The organism is Candidatus Margulisiibacteriota bacterium (assembly GCA_003242895.1).
Lineage (GTDB): Bacteria > Margulisbacteria > Riflemargulisbacteria > GWF2-39-127 > GWF2-39-127 > GWF2-39-127.
The window spans coordinates 24,418-46,654 of record QKMY01000052.1; the positions used below are offsets into that span (position 1 = coordinate 24,418).

At 39.2% G+C, this 22,237-nt stretch carries 21 protein-coding genes; 14 read left to right on the plus strand and 7 right to left on the minus strand.

Features of this window, described 5'->3' with window-relative positions; genetic code table 11:
- Positions 1 to 57: 57 nt before the first annotated feature.
- The 7 genes from DKM50_08300 (at position 58) to DKM50_08330 (ending at position 4,861) form a co-directional block, all read left to right on the plus strand.
- Complete coding sequence (locus DKM50_08300; protein ID PZM79596.1) at positions 58 to 264, plus strand: hypothetical protein; 207 nt, start codon at positions 58 to 60, stop codon at positions 262 to 264.
- Positions 265 to 474: 210 nt separating this feature from the next.
- The gene (locus DKM50_08305; protein PZM79597.1) at positions 475 to 1,047 is read left to right on the plus strand and encodes a hypothetical protein; all 573 of its coding nucleotides are present in this window, start codon (positions 475 to 477) and stop codon (positions 1,045 to 1,047) included.
- Positions 1,013 to 1,366, plus strand: coding sequence for a hypothetical protein (locus tag DKM50_08310; GenBank protein PZM79598.1), 354 nt, complete (start codon positions 1,013 to 1,015; stop codon positions 1,364 to 1,366). Before DKM50_08305 ends, DKM50_08310 begins: the two co-directional genes overlap by 35 nt.
- Before the next feature lie 36 nt (positions 1,367 to 1,402).
- Positions 1,403 to 1,873, plus strand: coding sequence for a hypothetical protein (locus DKM50_08315; protein ID PZM79599.1), 471 nt, complete (start codon positions 1,403 to 1,405; stop codon positions 1,871 to 1,873).
- Between the two features lie 87 nt (positions 1,874 to 1,960).
- Positions 1,961 to 3,193 (plus strand): hypothetical protein, encoded by a 1,233-nt coding sequence (locus DKM50_08320; protein ID PZM79600.1) that lies wholly within the window; start codon positions 1,961 to 1,963, stop codon positions 3,191 to 3,193.
- A gap of 76 nt (positions 3,194 to 3,269) precedes the next feature.
- Complete coding sequence (locus tag DKM50_08325; GenBank protein PZM79601.1) at positions 3,270 to 4,187, plus strand: DUF4382 domain-containing protein; 918 nt, start codon at positions 3,270 to 3,272, stop codon at positions 4,185 to 4,187.
- A gap of 98 nt (positions 4,188 to 4,285) precedes the next feature.
- Positions 4,286 to 4,861 carry a rubrerythrin family protein gene (locus DKM50_08330; GenBank protein ID PZM79602.1) on the plus strand — a complete coding sequence of 192 codons (576 nt, stop codon included), beginning with the start codon at positions 4,286 to 4,288 and terminating at the stop codon, positions 4,859 to 4,861.
- Between the two features lie 181 nt (positions 4,862 to 5,042).
- Here DKM50_08330 and DKM50_08335 read toward each other — a convergent pair whose 3' ends face one another.
- Positions 5,043 to 7,379 carry a glucosamine-6-phosphate deaminase gene (locus DKM50_08335; protein ID PZM79603.1) on the minus strand — a complete coding sequence of 779 codons (2,337 nt, stop codon included), beginning with the start codon at positions 7,377 to 7,379 and terminating at the stop codon, positions 5,043 to 5,045.
- Positions 7,380 to 7,649: 270 nt separating this feature from the next.
- Here DKM50_08335 and DKM50_08340 point away from each other — a divergent pair, with 270 nt between their 5' ends.
- The 4 genes from DKM50_08340 to DKM50_08355 all read left to right on the plus strand — a co-directional run bounded on the left by DKM50_08340 (position 7,650) and on the right by DKM50_08355 (position 11,694).
- Positions 7,650 to 8,162, plus strand: coding sequence for a hypothetical protein (locus DKM50_08340; protein ID PZM79604.1), 513 nt, complete (start codon positions 7,650 to 7,652; stop codon positions 8,160 to 8,162).
- A gap of 134 nt (positions 8,163 to 8,296) precedes the next feature.
- Positions 8,297 to 8,722, plus strand: a complete 426-nt coding sequence (locus tag DKM50_08345; GenBank protein ID PZM79605.1) for a hypothetical protein — start codon at positions 8,297 to 8,299, stop codon at positions 8,720 to 8,722.
- 395 nt (positions 8,723 to 9,117) lie between these two features.
- The gene (locus DKM50_08350; GenBank protein ID PZM79606.1) at positions 9,118 to 10,632 is read left to right on the plus strand and encodes a dihydrolipoamide dehydrogenase; all 1,515 of its coding nucleotides are present in this window, start codon (positions 9,118 to 9,120) and stop codon (positions 10,630 to 10,632) included.
- A 342-nt stretch (positions 10,633 to 10,974) separates the two neighbouring features.
- The gene (locus DKM50_08355) at positions 10,975 to 11,694 is read left to right on the plus strand and encodes a hypothetical protein (GenBank protein ID PZM79607.1); all 720 of its coding nucleotides are present in this window, start codon (positions 10,975 to 10,977) and stop codon (positions 11,692 to 11,694) included.
- Here the strand turns inward: DKM50_08355 and DKM50_08360 are convergent.
- The 6 genes from DKM50_08360 to DKM50_08385 form a co-directional block, all read right to left on the minus strand.
- The gene (locus tag DKM50_08360; GenBank protein PZM79608.1) at positions 11,691 to 12,818 is read right to left on the minus strand and encodes a methionine biosynthesis PLP-dependent protein; all 1,128 of its coding nucleotides are present in this window, start codon (positions 12,816 to 12,818) and stop codon (positions 11,691 to 11,693) included. The genes DKM50_08355 and DKM50_08360 overlap by 4 nt on opposite strands.
- A 25-nt stretch (positions 12,819 to 12,843) precedes the next feature.
- A complete protein-coding gene (gene cysK / locus DKM50_08365) occupies positions 12,844 to 13,776 on the minus strand; it encodes a cysteine synthase A (protein PZM79609.1) in 933 nt (310 codons plus the stop codon).
- Positions 13,777 to 13,951: 175 nt separating this feature from the next.
- On the minus strand, positions 13,952 to 15,454 hold the full coding sequence (locus tag DKM50_08370; protein ID PZM79610.1) for a hypothetical protein: 1,503 nt from the start codon (positions 15,452 to 15,454) through the stop codon (positions 13,952 to 13,954).
- 81 nt (positions 15,455 to 15,535) lie between these two features.
- Positions 15,536 to 16,924 carry a hypothetical protein gene (locus DKM50_08375; protein PZM79611.1) on the minus strand — a complete coding sequence of 463 codons (1,389 nt, stop codon included), beginning with the start codon at positions 16,922 to 16,924 and terminating at the stop codon, positions 15,536 to 15,538.
- 21 nt (positions 16,925 to 16,945) lie between these two features.
- Positions 16,946 to 18,424: a hypothetical protein gene (locus tag DKM50_08380; protein ID PZM79612.1), complete on the minus strand. Its 1,479-nt coding sequence runs from the start codon at positions 18,422 to 18,424 to the stop codon at positions 16,946 to 16,948.
- Positions 18,425 to 18,739: 315 nt separating this feature from the next.
- On the minus strand, positions 18,740 to 19,420 hold the full coding sequence (locus tag DKM50_08385; GenBank protein ID PZM79613.1) for a hypothetical protein: 681 nt from the start codon (positions 19,418 to 19,420) through the stop codon (positions 18,740 to 18,742).
- Between the two features lie 232 nt (positions 19,421 to 19,652).
- On the opposite strand from DKM50_08385, the gene DKM50_08390 reads away from it, so the two are divergent.
- The 3 genes from DKM50_08390 (at position 19,653) to DKM50_08400 (ending at position 22,193) form a co-directional block, all read left to right on the plus strand.
- Complete coding sequence (locus DKM50_08390) at positions 19,653 to 19,835, plus strand: hypothetical protein (protein PZM79614.1); 183 nt, start codon at positions 19,653 to 19,655, stop codon at positions 19,833 to 19,835.
- Complete coding sequence (locus DKM50_08395) at positions 19,817 to 20,734, plus strand: secretion protein HlyD (GenBank protein PZM79615.1); 918 nt, start codon at positions 19,817 to 19,819, stop codon at positions 20,732 to 20,734. The genes DKM50_08390 and DKM50_08395 overlap by 19 nt, the downstream gene beginning before the upstream one ends.
- A gap of 325 nt (positions 20,735 to 21,059) precedes the next feature.
- On the plus strand, positions 21,060 to 22,193 hold the full coding sequence (locus DKM50_08400; protein ID PZM79616.1) for a hypothetical protein: 1,134 nt from the start codon (positions 21,060 to 21,062) through the stop codon (positions 22,191 to 22,193).
- The last annotated feature ends 44 nt before the right edge of the window (positions 22,194 to 22,237 follow it).

Here is a 22,237-nt window from a genome sequence, read left to right on the forward strand (position 1 = left end):
GAACTATTTGATAAATACAAAAAATTATTATAAAATTAAAGTATGAAAAAAGAATTAATGGCCTTACTTCAAGTAGCAACCGATCTGATAAGATTATACCCTAATGATAACAATTTGCATGTCATTGCAAGAGATCTAACTGATAAATTATCTGAGTTGCAAGTTAAAATAATGCAATTACAAAAAGAAAAGTTTGATGAATCAACGAAGTGCAATGCACAGATACTAAAACTCCAACAAGAAATAAAACATTTAAAGAAATAATCCCTCGATATTAAAAAGAACCGAATGGTGAGCTGAAATAAGCTGATGTTTTCGTTTGCCATATTCACGATAAATCCTATGAAATTAGAAGTAAATCATCAACCCGCAATAATTTCTCCAAAATATTTTCTAAATATCCGACAAAATAGTTCCAAGTAACGGGAACTATTTTTAGCGGTAATTTGTATTATCTATAAAGGTGGACATTTTATGAATATCGAGCCTGAGCTACATGTTATCCGAGCATTTCAGCAAGGCGACTCTGATGCCTTCAAAACTATCTATGACCTGACACAAGGGTACGTATACTCTATCATCTATAAAATGGTTCTGGACCGTGAGGAAACGAAAGATCTTACTCATGATATTTATGTGAAAATCTATGAAAACCGGAAAGTGTATGTTCCGGGTAACAAGTTCACGACATGGCTTTATCGTATAGCGACGAACCACGCTATTAATTATTTGAACAAAAAACGGTCTTTTTTTATCAGATTACCTCAGCTATTTTTTCATCATAGCTCAGATACTAGTGAATATGTGGTTGAAGAAGATATTCCCCCTATACAAAAAGCATTAAAGCAGCTTAAGCCGGAATATAGGATTTGTGTAATTTTGCGGGATATCGAAGACCTGTCATATGAGGAAATTGCAGAACAGCTTTGTGTAAACATAGGGACAGTCAGGTCGAGAATAAACCGGGGAAGAAAACAGCTTCTCGATAGCTATATAAAGGAGGTGGGCCAATATGAAATTCAAGAAGCGAGACAGTATTCTTTATAACGGGTATATACGTCCTGAGCTGAAATCCATAACCTTGGATAATCATCCAGCAGAAATATGGGAGAGGGTAAGGACAACATTGGAATCGAGAGAGCAGTCAAAGAACTACTTTCAGTATATTCAAGAGTTATTTTCATTTAGGACCAAAAAAGGTTTTGCTTTGGCAGCCAGTCTTGCTCTGGTTGTCTTTGCATTATTCACAGGAACAAAAGAACTTATTATGTATAAAGAAACGAACTTATATATCAATGATCTGATGCAGTCTACCTATACAGATGAACCTTTAGTAGAAGATGTAAAGTTGCCGGGAACTTTTTAGTCGGTCGATTGTATAAAATTATAGGAGGGAATAATCATGAAACTACTTTTTATTTTTATTATTATAATAGTTTTGTATGGATCAACGCTTTATGCCTCGGTTGAAAATCTGATCGACAAACTGGATTTGACACATCCTCAGGTAAAAAAACTCAGAGATCAGCAGTTAGAACATACAAGAACAATGGAATCACTTAAAACTAAAATATCAGAAAATGAACAAATACTTAAGAAGGAGATGACGAGCGCCGAACCTGACAAGGAAAAAATAAAAATGTTTACCAAAACACTGAACGAATTGCGAGACGATCTCTTGGAGAAAAAAGTGGATGCGATTATGGATATGAGAAAAGTAATGACCAAAGATCAGCTGAGAAAGATGGACCGGGTCATGGAACGAAGCGAAAAGGGCGAAACTCGGGTAGGGAGGCCGAAAGAGGTAAGGAATAAATCAGACCGGGAAATCAAACCACGAGCAATCACTGTACACAGCCGTAGACTTCGTTAGGTCTCACAGGATATGATAGAGTAATAGAGAGCTGACGTGCCATATCCGCAAAAGGGACGATACAGCTCTCGGGATTTTTCTCAAACAATGAATAGAATTGCTTTCTTGTCTTGTATTTTCCTTATTCTCATTATTCCTATATCAATATATCCGGATGTACTCATTAAACCTGCCTTGATCCTAGACAGCGGAGCTAACAGCACAACCTATATGGCTTCCCGCAATATAACCTCCGGAATTCCGTCAAGGACCGAGTTCTCTATAGTTTTGGCTTCTTATCTTAATCCGGATATTTACCTGGAAGGAACCTATTTATATTCTTGTTTGGTGCAAAAAGGTAATAGTTTTCAACGTTCAAATAATCTGGAAATATATGGAGAATATTTGCTTGCGCCGGAAATGAAAGCTGGTATTTCTTTTGCTTCCGGGTTGAATAAAGACTCCCTCTATTCTCAGCATGATTACCTCCAGATGTCTATGGACCCAACCCTATATTACCAGTTAGGGCCCTATTCTGCATTAGCCCTATCGTTTAATTACAAAAACACATTCTATGACTCCAATGAAAGTTTAATTTCGAACGAATATTATGGTACTTTCACCTGGCAGTTATTTCCTTGGCTTATGGGTGCCGTGGGAACGAAGCTGATAAACAATACCTCAAGAACGGAGTCATATGCCAGCAAAGGACATGGATATAACGTGACGGCAGTATTCTATCCATCAAACGAGCTGTCGTTCACATCAAAAATAGATCTTGAGTTTCTGGATTATCCATCCCCTCGAAGGCATGACGAAATCAGTGTACAAAGCTACCAGATAGATTACAGCTTCTGGCATAATTTTATGCTAAAGGCCGGATATATTTTTAGTGTTGATAATTCGACAGATGATGACAATCGCTATGCCAATAAGGTCTCATTCCTGGGTGTGTCCTATTCATTACCTATCGGAAACCAGTTTCCCAATAAGAATTCTTCTTATGTCTCGTATTTACTGTCCGAAGCGCAAACCTGCATAAACAAAGATCAGTATGCCAGTGCCCGGAAATACCTGCATAGAATACTCCTCAGCAATGGGAAAAACTCAGAAACTCTCTTCTGGTTAGGGTTCTCATATCACAAAGAAAAAGAATATGCGAAGGCTATAGATTGTTTTAACGAAGTACTAAAAGAAGACAGCACCTATATAGAAGCATATTATTTGTTAGGGCATAGTTACATAAAAGCCAAACAGCCTGTCCAAGCGAAAAAAATACTAGCAACTCTCTACAAAATAACCAAAGATAAAACCGTGCAGGAAATATTGAAATCTCTCTAACTCATTGATTTTTCCAGGAACTTATTTTGATTCCATTTGTATCAATAAAATAAATCATAATAAAGGAGAGTATTGTATGTTTCATTATAAAGAACCGGGTCTGTTTCTTGTCTTCCTGGCTTTGTTATTTTTGGTGGGTTGCCAGAACATGTATCAATTTAGTAGCACTGAAGAAGGTCGGTTGCGGATTAATATCACCGATGCCCCGGTGGATTCTCTGGATATTTCCGGTGTTTACGTTACTGTGTCGGGAATAGAGGTCAATCATAACGGACAATGGGTAACTTGGAAAGTTTTGGATCATCCTATGACCTATAATTTATCGCAGCTGCGAGAAGGGAAATCTGCCCTCCTTGGTAATTCAACGTTGCCTGCCGGAGAGTATGGTCAGATCAGGTTTGTCCTGGATACCGGGGGCTCGGATCAAATAACATCAGAAAACAGTGGATGTTATGTCGAACTTACTAGTGGTGAAAAGAAACCTTTATTTATACCCAGTGGAGTAAATACCGGATATAAAGCAACCGGGACATTTACTGTTCCAATCAATGGAAGCGTTGATATTACCGCTGATTTCGACCTGAGAAAATCACTCACCAAAACAGGGACCAAAATTGCCGGCAATGAAAGGTATATACTCAAACCAACGATCAGGCTCATAGTTAACAATCAGGCCGGGGATATCAAAGGCTCTGTCCAGGGGATAAACAGTTACTCTGATCTTGTTATTTATGCCTACAGGGTTAACACGTTTGATCTGAGCCAGGTAAGTGCAAATAACCTGTTATTTTCAGATAGCATTAACAGTGCAAAGGTTAATGATGACATGACCTTTGTCATCCCATTTCTTGAAGAGGGGACGTACGATCTGATAGTTGCAGGCTATAACGGAACAGAATTCGGTGTTGTACTGGGATATGTCACTGATGTTCCGGTTGGTGCAAAAAGTACGACGATGAAATACCTTAATCTTCAGAACCTTACCGGGTTTTAAGTGATTGTCTATTAGTACAGGGCAAGTCACATTGACATAACCATCGGCGTCCTTTAAAGTACCCCCGATTTGAGCCAAAGCTATCTGGGAGGTGCTGTATGAAAAGCCTTAAAGGTACTAAGACCGAACGAATTCTACTTACTGCATTTGCAGGGGAGTCGCAAGCAAGGAACAGGTATACTTATGCTGCCGGGGTTGCAGTAAAAGAAGGGTACGAACAAATCGCGGCAGTTTTTCTGGAAACTGCCGATAACGAAAAAGAGCACGCCCAGAGGTTCTACCGTTTTTTAGAAGGGGGCATGGTAGAAATAAATGGTACGTATCCTGCGGGAGTCATTACCTCAACCGATAATAATCTTAGGGACGCAGCGGCAGGAGAGCATTTGGAATGGACTATGTTATATGTTGATGCTGCAAGCATTGCGAGGGAAGAAGGGTTCCCTGAAGTTGCTACCCAATTTGACCGGATTGCGGAAGTGGAAAATCAGCACGAAAAGAGATACCTGAACTTATTACAAAATCTGGAAGAAAAACAAGTGTTTCGTAGGTCAGTGTCAGTTGAATGGAAATGCCGGAATTGTGGGTACCATCATTTCGGGGAAGAAGCACCAAAATCCTGCCCGGCATGCGCACATCCGCAAGCATATTTCGAACTGTTTGTTCCGACGTATTAAATAAAGGGGACATATAATTAAACTAATTTGCTAATAAGAAAACTCATCTGTGTTACCGCTAATTATACCGGGATGTTCGTCGTATCCGACAATCTTGTTTGCCTTTTTCGCCCGAATTCTTTCCCGGAAGTATCTTATACCCTTCACCTCTAATTCATGGAGCTGGCCTATGATCATCCCATCAGGTAAGTGTTTCATCTAGCAATTCAGTGCTTTTTTGTAATTCGCGGGCAGAATGTAAGAATTGATCTACATCCATTTCTTTGAGAAAAACAAATCCCCGGGTGGTTTTTAAGATATTGCTCTGAACATCGGTGAAAGCCTCGTTTTTGTAATAATCATCACCCAGCAATTGGGTGATGATATTCTTCTGCTCAGCCTGTATTTTGACAGCTAAGCCAGAAAAAGGACCATCATACTCATAACTCGGGAAGGATGCGTTCTTTTGTGATGAAAAACAACTCAGGAACATTTTTTGCATTTCAAGCAGATCTGCATTTTGGACAGGGATAAAGGTAGTGGCCTCTGCCGGGGTGAACCGGTACCAGATATTCCGGTAACCCCAGAACAATGGCTTTTTGTCCGGTGCCATACGAATAGCCTGGGCTATAATCTGCAATACTTTATAATGAGTATCCGGGCCACTCCCTTCGGGATCAAAAGCAACTGTGACGAAATCAGGGTTTATAGACTCCATAAGTTCATAAACCGGGAGTGCATCCTCATCAATAGTTGGAGCAGGAGTGAAGAGGTCTCCGGTATAAAAATGCAGGCGCATATGATGAATATTGTAATTGGGAACCCCAATGATATTCCACTTTCTGTCAGACTCAGTTTCCCTGATAGCTCCCTTGAATATCTGTATATCATGCGGATCTTTCTGTCCGGGATACGCGTTATGGAAATACGTACGCAGTTCCCTGATCTTTACATGAACATGATCAATATCGGTAATGGTAAAACATCGGATAATTGTTTTAACGAAAAGCAGCTCTTCCACTGCATGCATTTTTTCATAATCATTGCTTTTATAAGCCGAAGTGAACTGCTCCAGAATAACACGTTCGTGATGATTAAACAGGAGATCCAACTCGTCGTTCGTGTAGACCCGGTCAACTTTGATTAACAGGTCTTCCACGAAATGGTTCGACAACGCATTGAAGCCACTGGTCAAATAGGCGGAGAAGTTAGTATTGGTATGCGCCAGGTAATTCATGGCGGGCAAATATGATAACATAATGTCATCATGATGAGGTGAAGTATGGAGGATTGTTTTTCCCTGCGGCAAATGAAGGCCTCTCTGTATCTTTCTGATAATTGCAGCTTTTGTTCCCTGTAATAGATGATCAATATTTGCGGGTTCCAGTTTTTCCAGTAATGCTTTTCCCTGCAGATGACTGCGCAGGTCCTCGATCTTGAGATCATCGAGTTTCTTTCCGCAGTTTAAAGAAACAGTAATGAGTATATCATCAATAAGGTGCTGGTTGGCAGTTCCTGTCGGGATAACTTTGAGGTCCTCAATTTCTCTGGCTTGCAGCCGGGATGCAGCTCCTTTGGTCAGATAGAAGCGGGCGTTAGTCCGGTCCTGTAATATAGCTGCTGGATAGTCCGGGTGCTGCCGGTTTTGGACTGCACTGGCAACCATGACTGACTTCGCTTCACCTGAAGCTATTATAATAGCTGTAATATCCTTATTCTCTATTATGGTTCCCAGTCCTATTGTGATGACAGCTTTGTTCCGCGCTGTCTCAATCCCGCCCAGGTCAGCCGCAGCAGCAGCTGCACTTTCATAGTTGAGAGCTAGTAATCTTGTCCTGCTAGAATAATCTGATCCTTTAATATTAAATGCGATATGGCCGTCAGGACCGATACCGCCGAGGAAGAATCCTATACCGCCCCATGAACGTATCTTTTTTTCGTAATCGAGACAATAGTTGTCGGCCTCCAGGATAGCCTGTTTCTGAAGTATTTCGAGTTTATTTCGCGGTTCCCGTTCTCTGAGCAGAAGATCGACGTTACCCTTTGGAAAAATCCGGTGATAGTTTGTTTTTGACAATAGCCCGATTTTGGAACTATCAATTAACAATGCGTTCACTTGTGTAATTCCGAGTAAAGGAAGATAGTAATTCCGTACATAATAATTAAAACTGTTATGCTGGCAGGGATCGATCGGATAGAACTCGTCGATTTGAATGAATTTTAGCCTGGTAGTGTCCGGGAAGTGAAGGTTGTCAATTCCATTCGATTTTAAGTCGAGCTGGACTCCCTGGTCATTCCAATGGGCTTTATAGTGATGGAGGTATTTAATAAAATATTCCGGTGATTTGCCTGTGGGAAGCGCTATGACTCCTTCCGGATGAGCGATAACCCATTCCAGAAAGCGGAGGACCGTTAGCTTGCCAAGTTCAACAACATTCTGTACCTCGATAACCGGGATTTTTTCTTGAGGATAGATCAGTTCTCTGGTACTTTGCCTTAGATAAACTTTTTCGACGGCACTCAAATGATACAGAATCATCATCTCCTTAATCTTATAGCTTTCTCTTTAATACAAGCAGGTATATTAAAATTATAACACGAGAGTAATAGTTATTCTTTATTAAGCAATCTGTAAAAAATTGTATCCTGGTAATTGCCAGGTAATAATTAGAGGTTTTTTTATAAAAAATAATTTGATGATGCCTGGGCTTAAAGTTAGATGGTATAGGCTCTCCAGCCATAATGTGAAGTTGTTTTACTCAATTCTATAACTTATAATTTAAATATATTCTATGAAAAGGGGAGCATTATGAAAAAGGCAATTATTGCATTATCATTTTGTATTGTTACAGGGAGTTGTGCCTGTGCCGAACTTCAACTTGGTTTTCAGTTTAACTCAAGGTCAGCTGACAGCGAACTGGAGTTTTCTTTAAATAACCTTAATCACAACGCTCGAGGTGATATCGATTCGTTTTCTACGAGAATGAACGTAACTTACGGAGTTCCGAAGCGAGAAGTCCACAATCTGATAATTGTAGAGAAGCTGGATCCTGCTGATGTTTATATGGCCGTGAAACTTTCAAAAATGACGAAAAGGCCAGTTCGTGAGATTGTCCGGCGGCGTCACGGTAGAGGGTGGGGCGTTTTGGCGCACGAGATGGGCATCAAGCCGGGATCAAGGGAATTCAAAGAACTGAAAGGCGGGGCAGACGTAATTGTTGTCGATAAGACTACCCGCCGTGAAGTAATCATTAAGGACCATAAGGGTAAAGAAACCTGGAAACCTGGGAAGCATAGCAGTCACGGGAAACATGGGCATTAGGAAAGAGAAGTGGATTAATTAAAGTGCTATTCGATCAGGAGTCCTCTCGAAATATATAATAATTATATTCTTAGTGGAAAGTATAGAAGAATTATCTGAGTTTATAATAAATTGGGAAACAAAAGGAGTTATAAATGGATCTTAAGCTTACGAAGGAACAATGCTTTACATTAACTAAGATGCTCTATGTTGCAACGTTTGTTTGTGACGGTTTTGCTCCGGATCAACTGTATGAGGACATGGCTGAATTACAAAAATACGTGCTGTTGTCTACGAGAGACTATCAGCGTGATGTGGGAATTCCGTGCAGTGAAAACTTGCCGGGCGAACAAGCCTATGACGAGGAACTCTGTCCGATAATCGATAGGTTTCAACATGATGCGTTCTGGGATCATTTGACTGACGAAATGGTAAATAATGAGCTACGTAACCAATTCACGCTCAAAAAGTTCTCTGCCTTATCTCTTGAAGAAAAATTAATTTTGCGTCTGCCGCTAACTGAAAAATACGAAAATGAATTCGAAGAAAACGGTGTACAGAACTTAGTCATTCAAAGGTAGTGGCAGAGATACTTTTTTTCGATATTCGCAGAAAATAACAGTTGATTGACAGCGGGATAAGATCGACTATAATGCCGGGTAGCTAGCGAGTGTCCACTTTAAGTACCTCCGGACTTAGGTCCGGGAAGAAAGAAGTGGACATCTTTTTTGACCCGGAAACAACTCCCGCAGCAATGAACCCGATTACGTTTGTCAAGAAAATCTAATGGCGAAATCGCTTAATTGAATAGTCTGCAACTATAGAAATAATGATTATCGCTTGAATGAAATAGGAGTATGAAAATGATCACTCTTGCCGATTATTTTTAACCTTGATTTTGAGCAGCCGCTCATTATAATAGCCAAAAATTATTAATTTTTAATGGGTCCATGCTTGAAACTGAAAGGTTGATATTATGAAAATCTATGATCTCATTGTTGTTGGAAGCGGGGTGGGCTTGACGGTGTTGAGCGAGGGCATTGATCAGGGACTTGAGTGTGCTTTAATCGAGAGTGGGAAGATGGGTGGTACCTGTTTGACGAGAGGATGTATTCCATCCAAGATACTCACTGAACCGGCAGACATAATCCGGCAGGAAGAGCGGGCAAAAAAAATTGGTCTTAGCTTCGAGATTAAGGAATATGACTGGGATCTGATAGCTCAACGGATGTGGTCGCAAATTGATGAGAGTAAAGCCATGAACGAGAGTTTGTCTTCGATAGAAAACTTAACCGTTTACCGGGGAGTTGGCGAGTTTACCGACGAATATCGAATGAAAGTAAGAACCAATGCAAAAGGAGATTATTCCGAAGAGTTTGTAGGGAAAAAGATTCTTTTGACGAGCGGGGCTAGACCGGTTATTCCTTATATTGAAGGCATTGAACAGGTTGGCTATGTGACCTACGAGACGTTTTTCGGTGACAAGTTCCCTCGTTCCCCGTGGAATAGTTTGATACTTATCGGTGGGGGAACTATTGCCGTTGAGTTTGCTCACATTTTATCAGCCTTTGGCACGGATATTACTATTGTTGAGATGAAACCGCGACTCGTCTCGACGGAAGAGGAGTTGATCAGCCGGAAACTGGAAGAGCAGTTCATTGTTCGAGGTATGAACGTATTTACGACGTATCGGGCGGTGAGTGCCAGAATTGAAGAGGGAATGAAGGTTGTTACCGTAGAAGATACCCTGACAGCTGAAAGAATTGAACTGGAAGCAGAAGAGATATTTATTGCAGCTGGTCTAAGATCAAATGCTGATGTGCTCAATGTTAATAAAACCGGAGTTCACACGGACAATAATGGCTGGATTGTGACAAATGAATACCTTGAAACTTCGAAACAGAATATCTGGGCATTTGGCGATGCGAATGGAAAATATCAATTCCGGCATAAGGCCAACATGGAAGCGTCAATTTGCATGCAGAATATGTTCGGAACCAAAAAAATCGCGGTTGATTACTCTTCAGTTCCCTGGGCGGTTTTTTCTGATCCCCAAATTGGGCATGTCGGGATGACGGAAGAAGAGGCGATAGCCAAAGGTCACAAAATCTATGTTGCTGAAAACAATTATTCTTCAGTTGCTAAAGGGTTTGCTATGGGGCTTGAACCGGGAGATTATGACGACGGGTACTTCAAGCTGATAATTGACAGGTCGTATAAGATCCTCGGTGCTCACGCGATAGGCCCGGAAGCAGCATTGCTTGTTCAGCCCTTTGTTTATTTGATGAATGCAGGCTATACCTGCGAAGGGCTCATCCAAAAAAGAGGCCGGGGAGTAACTGCAGACAAGCTGTTAAAAGCCTGTCCGGGTGCCGGGACCTTCCTTCCTCTTGATAGATCTATGGTTATCCATCCCTCTCTAAATGAAGTTGCCGGCTGGGCGATAGGGAACCTGCGATCGGTTAATATTCCACACGAACATGCTGCCTAGTTTTAGAAGTATACGATATCGTTGTACTTCTCAATAAATATCGGCAAACTTGGAGATACTTACTCTATTTGTGGGGACAATAATTATGGGAGACTTTACTTTAAACATCGTAATAATGGACAATTTTCGTCCCTTGCAATTTGATGCCTCTTTGACTAAGATCAGTCAGGGTTTAGTAAGCGATAATAAATAATGCAAATTATGTTGATAATATACCGTTATTACTGTCAGGAAAAGTACAATTTATTATATCGAAAGTAAAATCTGAAGTACTATGGGAGAGGCAGTCCGGTTAGGTACTCGTAGTCAAAGGATTTTTTTTAATTGAAGGGATTAATTTCAATGAAGAAGATGTATCTTAAGGAATGGTTCACTATAAAGTTTGCGGATTTTACAACATTAGATCGTAACAATATTGCAGATAATTCCTTTTACGATAAGTTTTATACGAGTTTTTTTTCGAGATACCTGTCATTTCAGGAATTGCCTTGGGAATGGAGAGAAGAAAAAAGAGAAGTTGCGGAATTTATTCTCCAGAATACCCAGGTTCATACTTCCATATTATCCATTGGGTGCGGGATTGGGTATGTAGAGTATCTCCTTGGAAAAGTCGGAAGGGACATTACCGCGATAGAGCCTTCCGAAAAAGCTTGTAAGTTTCTGGATGGTTACAGCACGACAAAACTATTCCACGGGTATTTTCCTCAATGTTTTTCTCAGCCCACTCAATGCAATTATGACTTGGCTTACATGGTATATGTTGATTATGTCTTTAGTGATAAAGAGCTTTTATATTTTTTAAATAAAATTATAGCTTCCGGGATAAAAGATTTTATATTAATAGCTACAAGGAGATATAACAGGAAGTCCTATAGATTGCTTGCCAAAGAATTGGTCAAGGATATACTGGCAGCCTGTAATGCCTATAACCCCGGTCAGTTCTGGGGGTATCTTAGAAAACCCTCAGAATTAATATGTCTGTTCCATCTCAGCGGCTTTAATAAAATCGAGCATGGACATTTGCATAATGGATTATTCTGGATCAGAGGGAGAATGGCTTAGTTGGTAAGGTCTTTGATTAGATCATCTTTGTTCTCAAGACCAACCGAGAGCCGTATCAGATCATTTGTTATTCCCAGCTTTCTTCGCTGTTCCGGAGGGATTGACGCGTGGGACATTCTGCATGGATAAGATAGGATAGATTCAACCCCTCCAAGGCTTACGGCAACAGTCCATAGTTTGGCTTTTTTCATTATATCCTGTGCGATTTGTTCTGTAGTAGTTTTGAATGATACTACAGCTCCAAACCCGCGTGCTTGTGCTTTTAAGATATCATGTCCGGGATGGCTGGCTAATCCGGGATAGTATACTTCTTTGACCCATGGTTGGGTTTGGAGCCATTGTGCAATTACAGTTGCCGATCGTTCTTGGATTGTCATTCTTGCCGAGAGGGTCTTAATGCCCCTTAAGAGAAGCCAGCAGTCCTGAGGCCCGAGAACTGCTCCAAGCGAATTCTGTACGAAGTAGACTTTCTCCCCGAGCTGTGTGCAGTCAGTCACAACAATCCCGGCAATCAAATCGCTATGGCCTCCAAGGAATTTGGTTGCACTATGGATACTTATGTTTATGCCATAATCAAGAGGGTTTAAGAGATAGGGCGACATGAACGTGTTATCTATCATAGTGATCAGGTTGTTCTCTTGGGCTATCTTAGCTGCTCCGACAAGGTCGACGATCCTGAGTAGCGGATTCGAAGGTGATTCTAAGAATAGTACCTTGGTTTCCTGCCGGATTGCATTTTTGATTTCTTGGAGATTGCAGGTATCCACGAAGGAGTGGGAAATACCGTATTTCGTCAGGAATTCTGTTATCAGACGATAGGTGCCGCCATAAATATCCCGGGAGAGGATAATGTGGTCATTCGTTTTCAGTAGAGCCAGGAGTGCCGCTGATACCGCTGCCATTCCGGATGAAAAAGCAAAAGCGTTTTTCCCTTTTTCCAAGATGGCCATGGTTTTTTCTAAGGCACTTCTTGTAGGGTTTTCGGAGCGAGAATAATAGTAGTCCTGCTTGCAGTCGATGTCCTTTTGCCTATAGGTGGAAGCAGTCTGGATAGGGATGCTCATCGCCCCTGTTTGTTCATCAATTTCATTTCCATTATGCAGAATCAGCGTATCAAAATCCATGCTCTTCTCCCAACCTTGTATTTAATCAAAGTGCAGCCTCTTCGAAAAGCCATGTGCTAAGGTACCGCTCACCAGCATCAGGTAAAATTACGACAATACGTTTGCCGCTGTTTTCCGATCTTTTTGCCACTTCAAGTGCAGACCAAAGCGCAGCTCCCGATGATATGCCGACAAGAATTCCTTCCTCTTTTCCGAGTCGCCTGGCTGTTGTTCCGGCATCTGAATCTTTCACTTTTATAATTTCATCAATTATTGATGTATTCAATATCTGAGGAATGAATCCGGCGCCAATTCCTTGTATTTTGTGTGGTCCGGGTGTGCCACCTGAAATTACAGGGGAACTCTCCGGCTCCACTGCCACAATCCGGACGTTTTTGTTTTTGCTTTTGAGAACTTCTCCAACACCGGTGATAGTACCACCGGTCCCTACTCCTCCGATGAAAATATCTATTTTGCCATCAGTATCTCTCCAGATTTCTTCTGCTGTTGTCTTCCGATGTATTTCAGGATTGGCCGGGTTCTGGAACTGCTGGGGAATAAACGAGTTTGGTATTTGCATTGCTAGTTCTTCCGCTTTGGCAATCGCGCCTTTCATTCCTTTGGTACCTTCGGTCAATACCAACTCGGCGCCAAGTGCCTTGAGCATTTTTCTTCGTTCGATACTCATCGTTTCAGGCATTGTAAGGATTAGCCGATATCCTTTGGTTGCCGCTACAAAAGCCAGTGCTATTCCGGTATTTCCGCTTGTCGGTTCGATTATTGTAGTATCGGGTTTAAGTAATCCTTTTTTTTCCGCGTCTTCAATCATAGCAACCCCGATCCTGTCTTTAACGCTCGATCCTGGGTTAAAGTACTCAAGTTTGGCAACGATTTCTGCTTTTCCGTCTTTGTTTAATTTGCTGATTTTGACTAATGGGGTATTCCCAATGAGTTCGGTAATGTTGTTCGCAATTTTCATTTTAGATCCTCCTTTAATTCTTTTCCAAAAAAGTATTTTTATTTAAACTTAATTCTATAGATTAGTTTATATCTTTTCTAGTGCTTGTTCAATCTCGCTAATAATCCCAGGATCCGATGGGAATAGTGATTGATCAGAATATCTCTAAAATGTAAAAATGATTATATGAATTACTTCAGGTTATTAATTCTGTATATCTATGATGGAAAGAGATTTCGTCTCCATGGGCTAAGTAAGACGATAATATATATTCTCTGTTATTAGGATTGCTAATATCGATGGGTTTTCCGTTAATTTTTATTATCGTTTCATTAATATCAACGTAAGAATCCTGGAGTAATTCCAGAAGGGTTGTATCTTCACTTATTTTTGCATCTATTCCGTTGACTATAATATTTACTTTATTATCCGATTTTTTTGGGCGGGCTTCATAGGGACCTTCTTCTTTAGTTACGAGAAAATATTCCCAGAAATCAGTGGCATGTTTTTTATCCCCTAATATATCGAGTACATGTTTTATTGATTGAGCAAAATCCATGGCTTTGTTTTTATCCAAGGCATCCACAATTCCCATTGCCAGATCTGCGTAAGAAAAGCCGTTTAATATAAACGGCTCGGAGAATGAATAAGGATAGAATGTTTTGTCAAAGTCTATATTGTCGAGATCAATAACCGTGCATTTGTATTTATCTCCTATTACCTGAATGACCACATTCCGATTATTAGGATCATCAAAAAATATTTTTTCATTAAAGGCAGTCCAGTAACGAAGATATGCAGCAACAGTTATTCTTCCTTTTATTTCTTTGGCAGGTTCGCTGGCAATTGATGGTAGCAATGCTTCTGTGTAGACAATCCTTTGCTGTTTATCATTATCTTTCGCCTGGTATAAGCCTCCTATCGGCAGGTGTAAGAACAGGTCGATTTCCCTTGCCTGGTGGGCAATTTCAATATATTTACTAGCATATTCAATATCATATTTGTGCCCTGTGTCAGAAAAAGCCACATCTTTTTTAACTACTTTTACCAGGAAAGTAAAATGATACCCTGTATCAAGGATACAGGAGATCCGGTATACTCGTTTAAATCCGCCTTCCGAAAAATAAGAAGCATTGATTATTCTCATGTTATCTATTGAAATATCCGAACGGCGAAAGATATTTCTGAACACATCGTCATATACTTCTTTACGCTTCAAAATATCATTAAGAACAGTCTGTTCATTGTCCATAACATTATTAGCAAAATGAATGGAAACATTAGTGGAAATTCCGGCAGTTGTTCGGGCATGATAGGATTTCCATATATTGAGTTGCCGTTCAAAATGATTAACTAATGGCTTTAAATTCTGAGCTATTTTGTGTTTGTTGTTACTGAGTAGTTTATCAATATTATTTAATTGGGTATTAATTCGTTTATTTGATTCATTGGCGATTGTATATTCTTCTATAATCCTTGCTATATCTTTAATCTGCGGTATATCCTGATGTGCAATGGTTATCAGGTCATTGAGTAAATATTTTATTTCGTCAAGAGCTTTTACCCATAGCTGTTCATTAATGAAAGACTTTATTTTGTTGATATTATCAGTATATTGATCATCAGGTATTCCGATGCTCTGCTTATTAAATACAATATGAGTAGGTTCCTCTGGTATAGAGATGACTTTGTTTTTCACTCAAAAATCCTTGCCTGAAATATTTAGTCTATTATTATATCGTTGAAGTTTATTATATATTTCAAAATGATAGTTTATTTTCTAATTCCGTTGCTCGCAGCTCACTTGTTGCCATATTTTATCCGGGGACACTTTTGATATGAAGTAACGGTATTTACCGTTTGCCGGTTTTGGTATTGAATCAACAACTTTAACATCTAACGATGATCCATGGCCCAGTACATCTGATATTTCTTTTTTTACTTTATCAATGATTTGCTGGTTATTGGAATTATCCGTAACAATTGATATCGTGAATGTTTCGATGGTGTCCTGGCAGAACTGGAATTCTTTGACTCCCTGGATGTCAAAGAATTTATGTGTGAAATGATCGACGTCGTAAACCGACCCGTTTTTTAAGGTAAGGAAGTCGGTATCTCTTCCCATAATCTGTTTGAACATAAGAGAATTCCTTCCACAACTACAGATTTGTTTTGTTGCGATCCCGACATCTCCAACGCGGTAGCGTATAAAAGGCATTCCATAGTTATTAAGATCAGTAACAATAATTTCTCCCGGCTTATCAATGACCTCTTCTCCGGTTATCGGGTCCAGACACTCAACTACTACGTTTTCCACGAAGATATGGAGACCGGAATGTGCCTCGCATTCACTTGCGATACCGTTGACTTCACGGCTGCCGTATCGATCGAATATTTTTACTCCGAATACCCCTTCGATGGTCCTCCTCATATGCGGGTAGAGGGTTTCGCAGGAAGTCGAGATTGCTATTTTCGGATAATTTGGTTTAATCTTTCTTGCCTCAAGATATTTCGCGATTAAATAGATAGAAGAAGTATATGAACTGATAATTTCAGGTTTGAATTTTGACATATCGAGATGATAGGCTTCTATTTTTTTTTCAGAGAGCTCGGCTATATTATAGAATCTGGTGTTTTGGATATAGTCTTTGCAGTTGAGTAACAATTTGCTGGTTTTTGGCATGCAGCCCCATATTCTGGCCAGTCGTGCACCATAATACCAGCCGCACATTTCATTGATAATCATATTAGTTGACCAGACATGCTTTTGATAGTCAGTGTCCTGATAAAAAAGCAGAGGTGTTCCGGTCGACCCGCTGGTTGTTATCGGGATGAGTTTTTTTTGATTATTCGTGAGCATGTTTCTTCCTTCGCTGCGAATAATCTCCTTTGTCAGAATCGGGAATTTTTTTAAGTCGGTAATCGTTATGTTCTCTATAGGTTTCTTTAGGTTTTTAATGAACACATTATAATAGGGCGCTTTCTGTGCTACATATAACAACTTTTTCAGCTTGTCTAGCTGGAACCGTTCAATGGTAGAACGCTCAGAATGATGGATTAGTTGGTTTTGATGAAGGTTTTTCCAGTAATCTTTTTTTCCCAATCGCGAAAACGACATTTTTATTGGATTTTTGCATATTACATCTTGAATGAAACTTTTTGTCCTCATTTCTTTCCCCTTTTTTGTGGTCTACGTTTTTTTAATATTCAATAAAAAAGCCTTGTTTTTTATTAGATAAAATCCGATTGCTAAGATTATCATGACGAAGTTGATAAGTGTTATTTTTATGCATGAAAGAATGCTAAATCCTATTGAAAACCAGTAGGTATTGATATAGTACCCTAGAATAAGTCCGCAGCTAATTAACGCTACGTGGAGTAAGTCTTTATTCCAGGCATATTCTATCGACGTTTCCTTGTATTTCAACCTGATAACTGTTATCCCGACCAGGTATCCTAAAGTCTGCGCAATAGAAAAGCCAATGAGTCCGAATGTCATGCCGAATATGATTTCAAGTGAGACTGTGGTAATTCCTACATAAAAAGATAATTTAAATACATCGTTTGGTTCGTTGTAGAGATATACACCGGTAATTGATACCGTATACAGCATATAGGAAACAATAGATAAAGCCAGGATATTCAAAAGATAGTAATATTCTATGAATTTCTCGCCGCCTAGCAGGTACATGAATAGTTTTGAATTGAGAAATACCAGTGATATTCCAATAACCACCAGAAAAATGAGTATGCTTGATACTTTATCCAGATTTGCCCTGAAAACTTCAATGCCACGGGATTTGATTTCTGCCAGTTTAGGCACCACCGTATCATAAAGAGCTTCAAAAACAAGGGTTATGAGATTTATTATTTTTTTTGCGATAAAGTAAATGGCCAATTTGTCAGGAGAGAACATGAAAGCGATCAATGCCTGATCGGCCTGGGTAAATATAAACCTCATAATTCCTTGACCGTAATATGGGAAAGAGATTTTGATGAAATCCATTGCCGGGTATTTGTTGTATTTGCCGAACAAGTATGAACGCAGATCAATTATTGACCAGATTAACCCGAGGAGTGTGCCGATTAGAAATCCCACCATGATACCTTGCAGCCCGTATCCTAAAATCATCAATATCGCAGCGATTATTCTTTGAGAAATGTTAGTTATAACATTTAATACGGACATTGTTGTAAAGCTTTGGAAAGACTGATAAATGAGTATCATTCTATCAAAAATCGCATAGAAAAAACTATTAATAATTATCCAGTCAATATAGTTTGAGTATACAGGGGATTTTAAAAATATCATCGATATCTGATAGTCAAAAAGAATTCCGATCAAAGCGATAATAAATGTAGCAAGAGCAGAGATTGCTACGGTTATTTTGACAATGTCGGATATCTTTCCTTGTTCTTTTTTTGCTTGTAATTCTGGGATCAATCGAAGTGCCATCGTGTTCAATCCCAAACCTCCGACCAGACCCAGCAATGAGTAAAAAACGAACATAGCTGCGAATATACCTAGATCTGTCTGACTTAAATGTCGGGATGTATAAGCAATATAGCCTAGTGTAATGAACAGCAAGGCTATCTTTGTCGACAAATTAATAATGCTGTTTTTTGCTACGCTTTTTCCGGGTATTTTACTGGTAATGTAGCTTATCATAATTGAACTCCTCTAGAACGAGATGTGTAATGGTATGGATTTCCTATCCTTATGCGCCTGGTACGAATATATTTTTTGTGCCACTTCTTTGAAATAATAGCCTTTTTCCTTATGATTAATGTTAAATCTGCTATACATTTTATTCCCCGATGGGTCAATTTTGCATTCTGAATTTCTGATGTTATTTATTGCTTTATCTTTGTTTTGTCAAGGAATATGTATGCGAATCGTTAACAACCTAAAGAGGTAATCACGGTTACTTTGTTTGTTGGATTCTCAGAATTCGGGAAAAACTGTGATGAACTTAATCAGTAATTAATTCTTATCAAGAGCCTGGTTAAAATTCATTGTTGTGGATAGATACTCTCTATTCATGCTGCTGACAAGCGGCGGATTAACGATGCTGATAATTTGGAAGGTATCTTTTTCGTAGATATCTAATTTAAGAACAAGGTTTGACTTGTCACTGTTATCATTAAGTTTTCGATTAATCTCATCCTGCGTGATATTATTGATTTTAAGGTCTTTGGCTATAGTATCGAGATTAATTGCACCTTCCATCGATGCCCAGCCTGCACTTAGTTCCAGATATTTTTGAATGAAGACGGTGCAGACTCCATTTTTGTAACTATAATGAAGGATTCTTGGGCTTTTTTCGAACTCGAAGAAGCTGGGATAATAATCTGAATTGATTGATCCGTTATTAAGGAAACTTAGGTAATCATCTAACAATGGCGGCATAAAGATCCGTTTAAACCTATTGCCCATATATTCTTTGAACTTTTCATCGGTAGTATCAGAAAAATTGAAGCTTTTATAATTGCTGTAGAGTTGATAGTATTCTTTGACCGGAACAGGTAATCCTGTGTTGACATGTGTTTTGGCTTTAGTCTGTTTTTCCGTAATTTTGCTTGAATGCCAAATATAAAATGAAACCACAATGAGAAGAATGAAAGAAATCGCAATAAATGCTGTTACGTATTTGTTTTCCTTCATAACCGGAGATACTCCTTTTGATATTATATATGTTGCGAAATAATTGTTTAGTATAGTGTGCTTTTATTATAGGCTAGAAAAGTCTGTATATCAATAATATTGTATGGATGTAATATTAATATATAATCATATTTGACGCCTGAATCTTGGATGTGATAAAGTGCATGCCGTAAAATGTTATTCTGATGTCGAAGGCAAATTCCGCTGAAGCGTTTAAGGGTTTGCCCGTATAATGTCATTTGATCAGCAAGAAGCTAATGCTCGAAACCAGATATCGTCTTTTTATAACATAGTTGTCAGACAATATAACACAATGGCGCAGAAAAAAATGGAGATGGTCAAAATAGCTTTAAAAACTACAGAGATTGATTCCTTGAGCGGAAAGAATATTTGTGAATGGAGGTTGTCTCTATGAGATCTTATATTAAGGTTGGGTTTTGGTTTGTTTTTTTGTTATTACTGTTATTAGTACAGAGTTGTAATCCACGTCGGGCTGATACCTATGATGGACAGATTGAAGCTACTAAGATTAAGTTGTCATCGAAATTAATGGGCACGATTGCTTCGGTGACAGTCCATGAGGGCGATATCGTAGCAACCGGTCAAGTGCTGGTAACCATAGACACAGAGAATATTACAGTGCAACGTAAGCAGCAGCAAGAGAAAATCCAGGAATCTAACCTTAACGTGCAATCAACGAATGCCCAGATCAGACAAATTGAGGCACAACTTAACTACAACAAGGAACAGTTGGAAAAGACGGCAGCACTGGTTAAAGAAGGTGCTGCTACAACACAGCAACGTGATCAACTTTTGTCACAGGTAAAGTCACTTCAAGCTCAGGTCGATTCGTTGCGGGTCAATTATCGAATAGCTCTGAATAGGATACAGCAATCCAAAACTGCCATCGATCTAATTGATATACAGGTAGGGGACGCTATTGTCCGCTCGCCTATCAATGGAACGATAACGAACAAGTACCATAATGAAGGCGAGTTGGTTAATCCCGGGACACCCTTAGTTGAGCTTGCAGACCTTAGAAATATCGAGGTCCACATATATGTTCCACTTGAACAGTTGTCCGGGATAAAACTTGGGCAACCTGCCTACATACATGTTGATGGATTACCATCAACAATTACCGGGAACATATCTTGGATCGCCTCAGAAGCTGAATTTACCCCTAAAACTATTCTCACCAAAGAGACTCGTACCACGCTTGTTTATGAAGTTAAAATTGACGTAATTAATAAATCCGGAATCCTCAAGATCGGTATGCCTGTAGAGGTAACTATAGGACGCCGAGATGTCTGAGATTATAGTATAGGTAAAAATCTGAGCAAATCCTACTGTACTGGGAATATCAGGAGAAGCTGGATTCTGATCGAATCAATAAACTCATTAATTTTCACGCACTGTTTTAATTACGGTTCTTAACCGTCAGAGACAATTGGTATATAATTGATAATAGGTGGACGAGCCGTCCTCTGTACGGGTTTATTCTTTATTAGCTGGTGATTGAATAAAAGTCAGCACGTATTACATTATACCGGGAACTTTTTGAGTTGCGGAATTGTTGAATGTAATAGAGAGAATAGCTCTAATTTCGAACTTGTTATCAAAAGAAGGGGAACTTACTATGAATAGAATAATAATAATTTTTGCTATAGCTTTTGCGCTCTGTGGCACAATTTCTGATGTATACGCCGGTCCGCGATTTGAAATGGCCCTAAACATGGGAATGCTCAATCCTGAAGATCAAAAAGTTCGTGAGACCTTTGGCGCAAATTTTCAAATAAATGGTTATCTTGGATTTATGGCTGCTAATGGATTAGAAGTTCGTGCAGGGCTAGGGCATTATAGTGATATAAGCCATAAAGATGCTGATATCGGAACCGATTTAACGTTAGGGATAACCCCCTTAACCGGGTCGATAATTTACAATATTCCGTTTGGATTACCTATACGTCCTTATATAGGCGGCGGAATTGGCGCTTATTTCTATGACGTAGAAGACAATATTTATGGAGAATTGGAAACGGACACTAAATTTGGAACTCATTTCCTTGCTGGTGCAAAAATTGATGTAGCTGAAGGGCTTTTCCTTGATGCTATTTATCAAAAGCAATTTTTACCGAAAATATTTTTCGATAAATCCCAGAATTTTAACAGTTGGACGTTCACTGTAGGGATCGGCTTCTCGGTTCCAATAAATGATAGGGGAATTGGGCAGAACAATAATGAGAAGGTCGCTTATAAATATAATAAAAAAGAAGAGGAAATGTTGCTTGAAATACAACAATTGACAACCGAAATCAATGAAATTAAGCAGAAACGGAAACAGATAGAACAACATATCGATGAGTTTTATTCCGAAAAGGATTACGATGAAAATGATCCTGAATTTGCAAAACAATACAAAAAAGTACAGTATTTAGAAAAAAAGGTAAAAAGACTTGACCTGGAAGTTTCGCAAGCTAAAGATCGGTTAACTAGCTTAAACCAGCAATGGGATAATATGCATACTGAAAAGCAGCCGATCGAAGAGCAGGTAGTGTATTTGCGACATAATTACATGTATTCGCCGTATGGTTTATATTATCGTCAAGGCTATATTGTCCGTGGTGATGCTCCATATTCATATCATTACTATCATAATGATTCCGATAATCACAATTCATCAAATTCAGCGGTAACAGCACCAACCGTGGAAGATAAAAAAGAATATGCGGAGAAGAAGAAAGAATATATTCTGAATTTGAAAAATAGATAATTAATATGCCTTCGGAAATTTTTACTCTAACCAAAAAGATATAT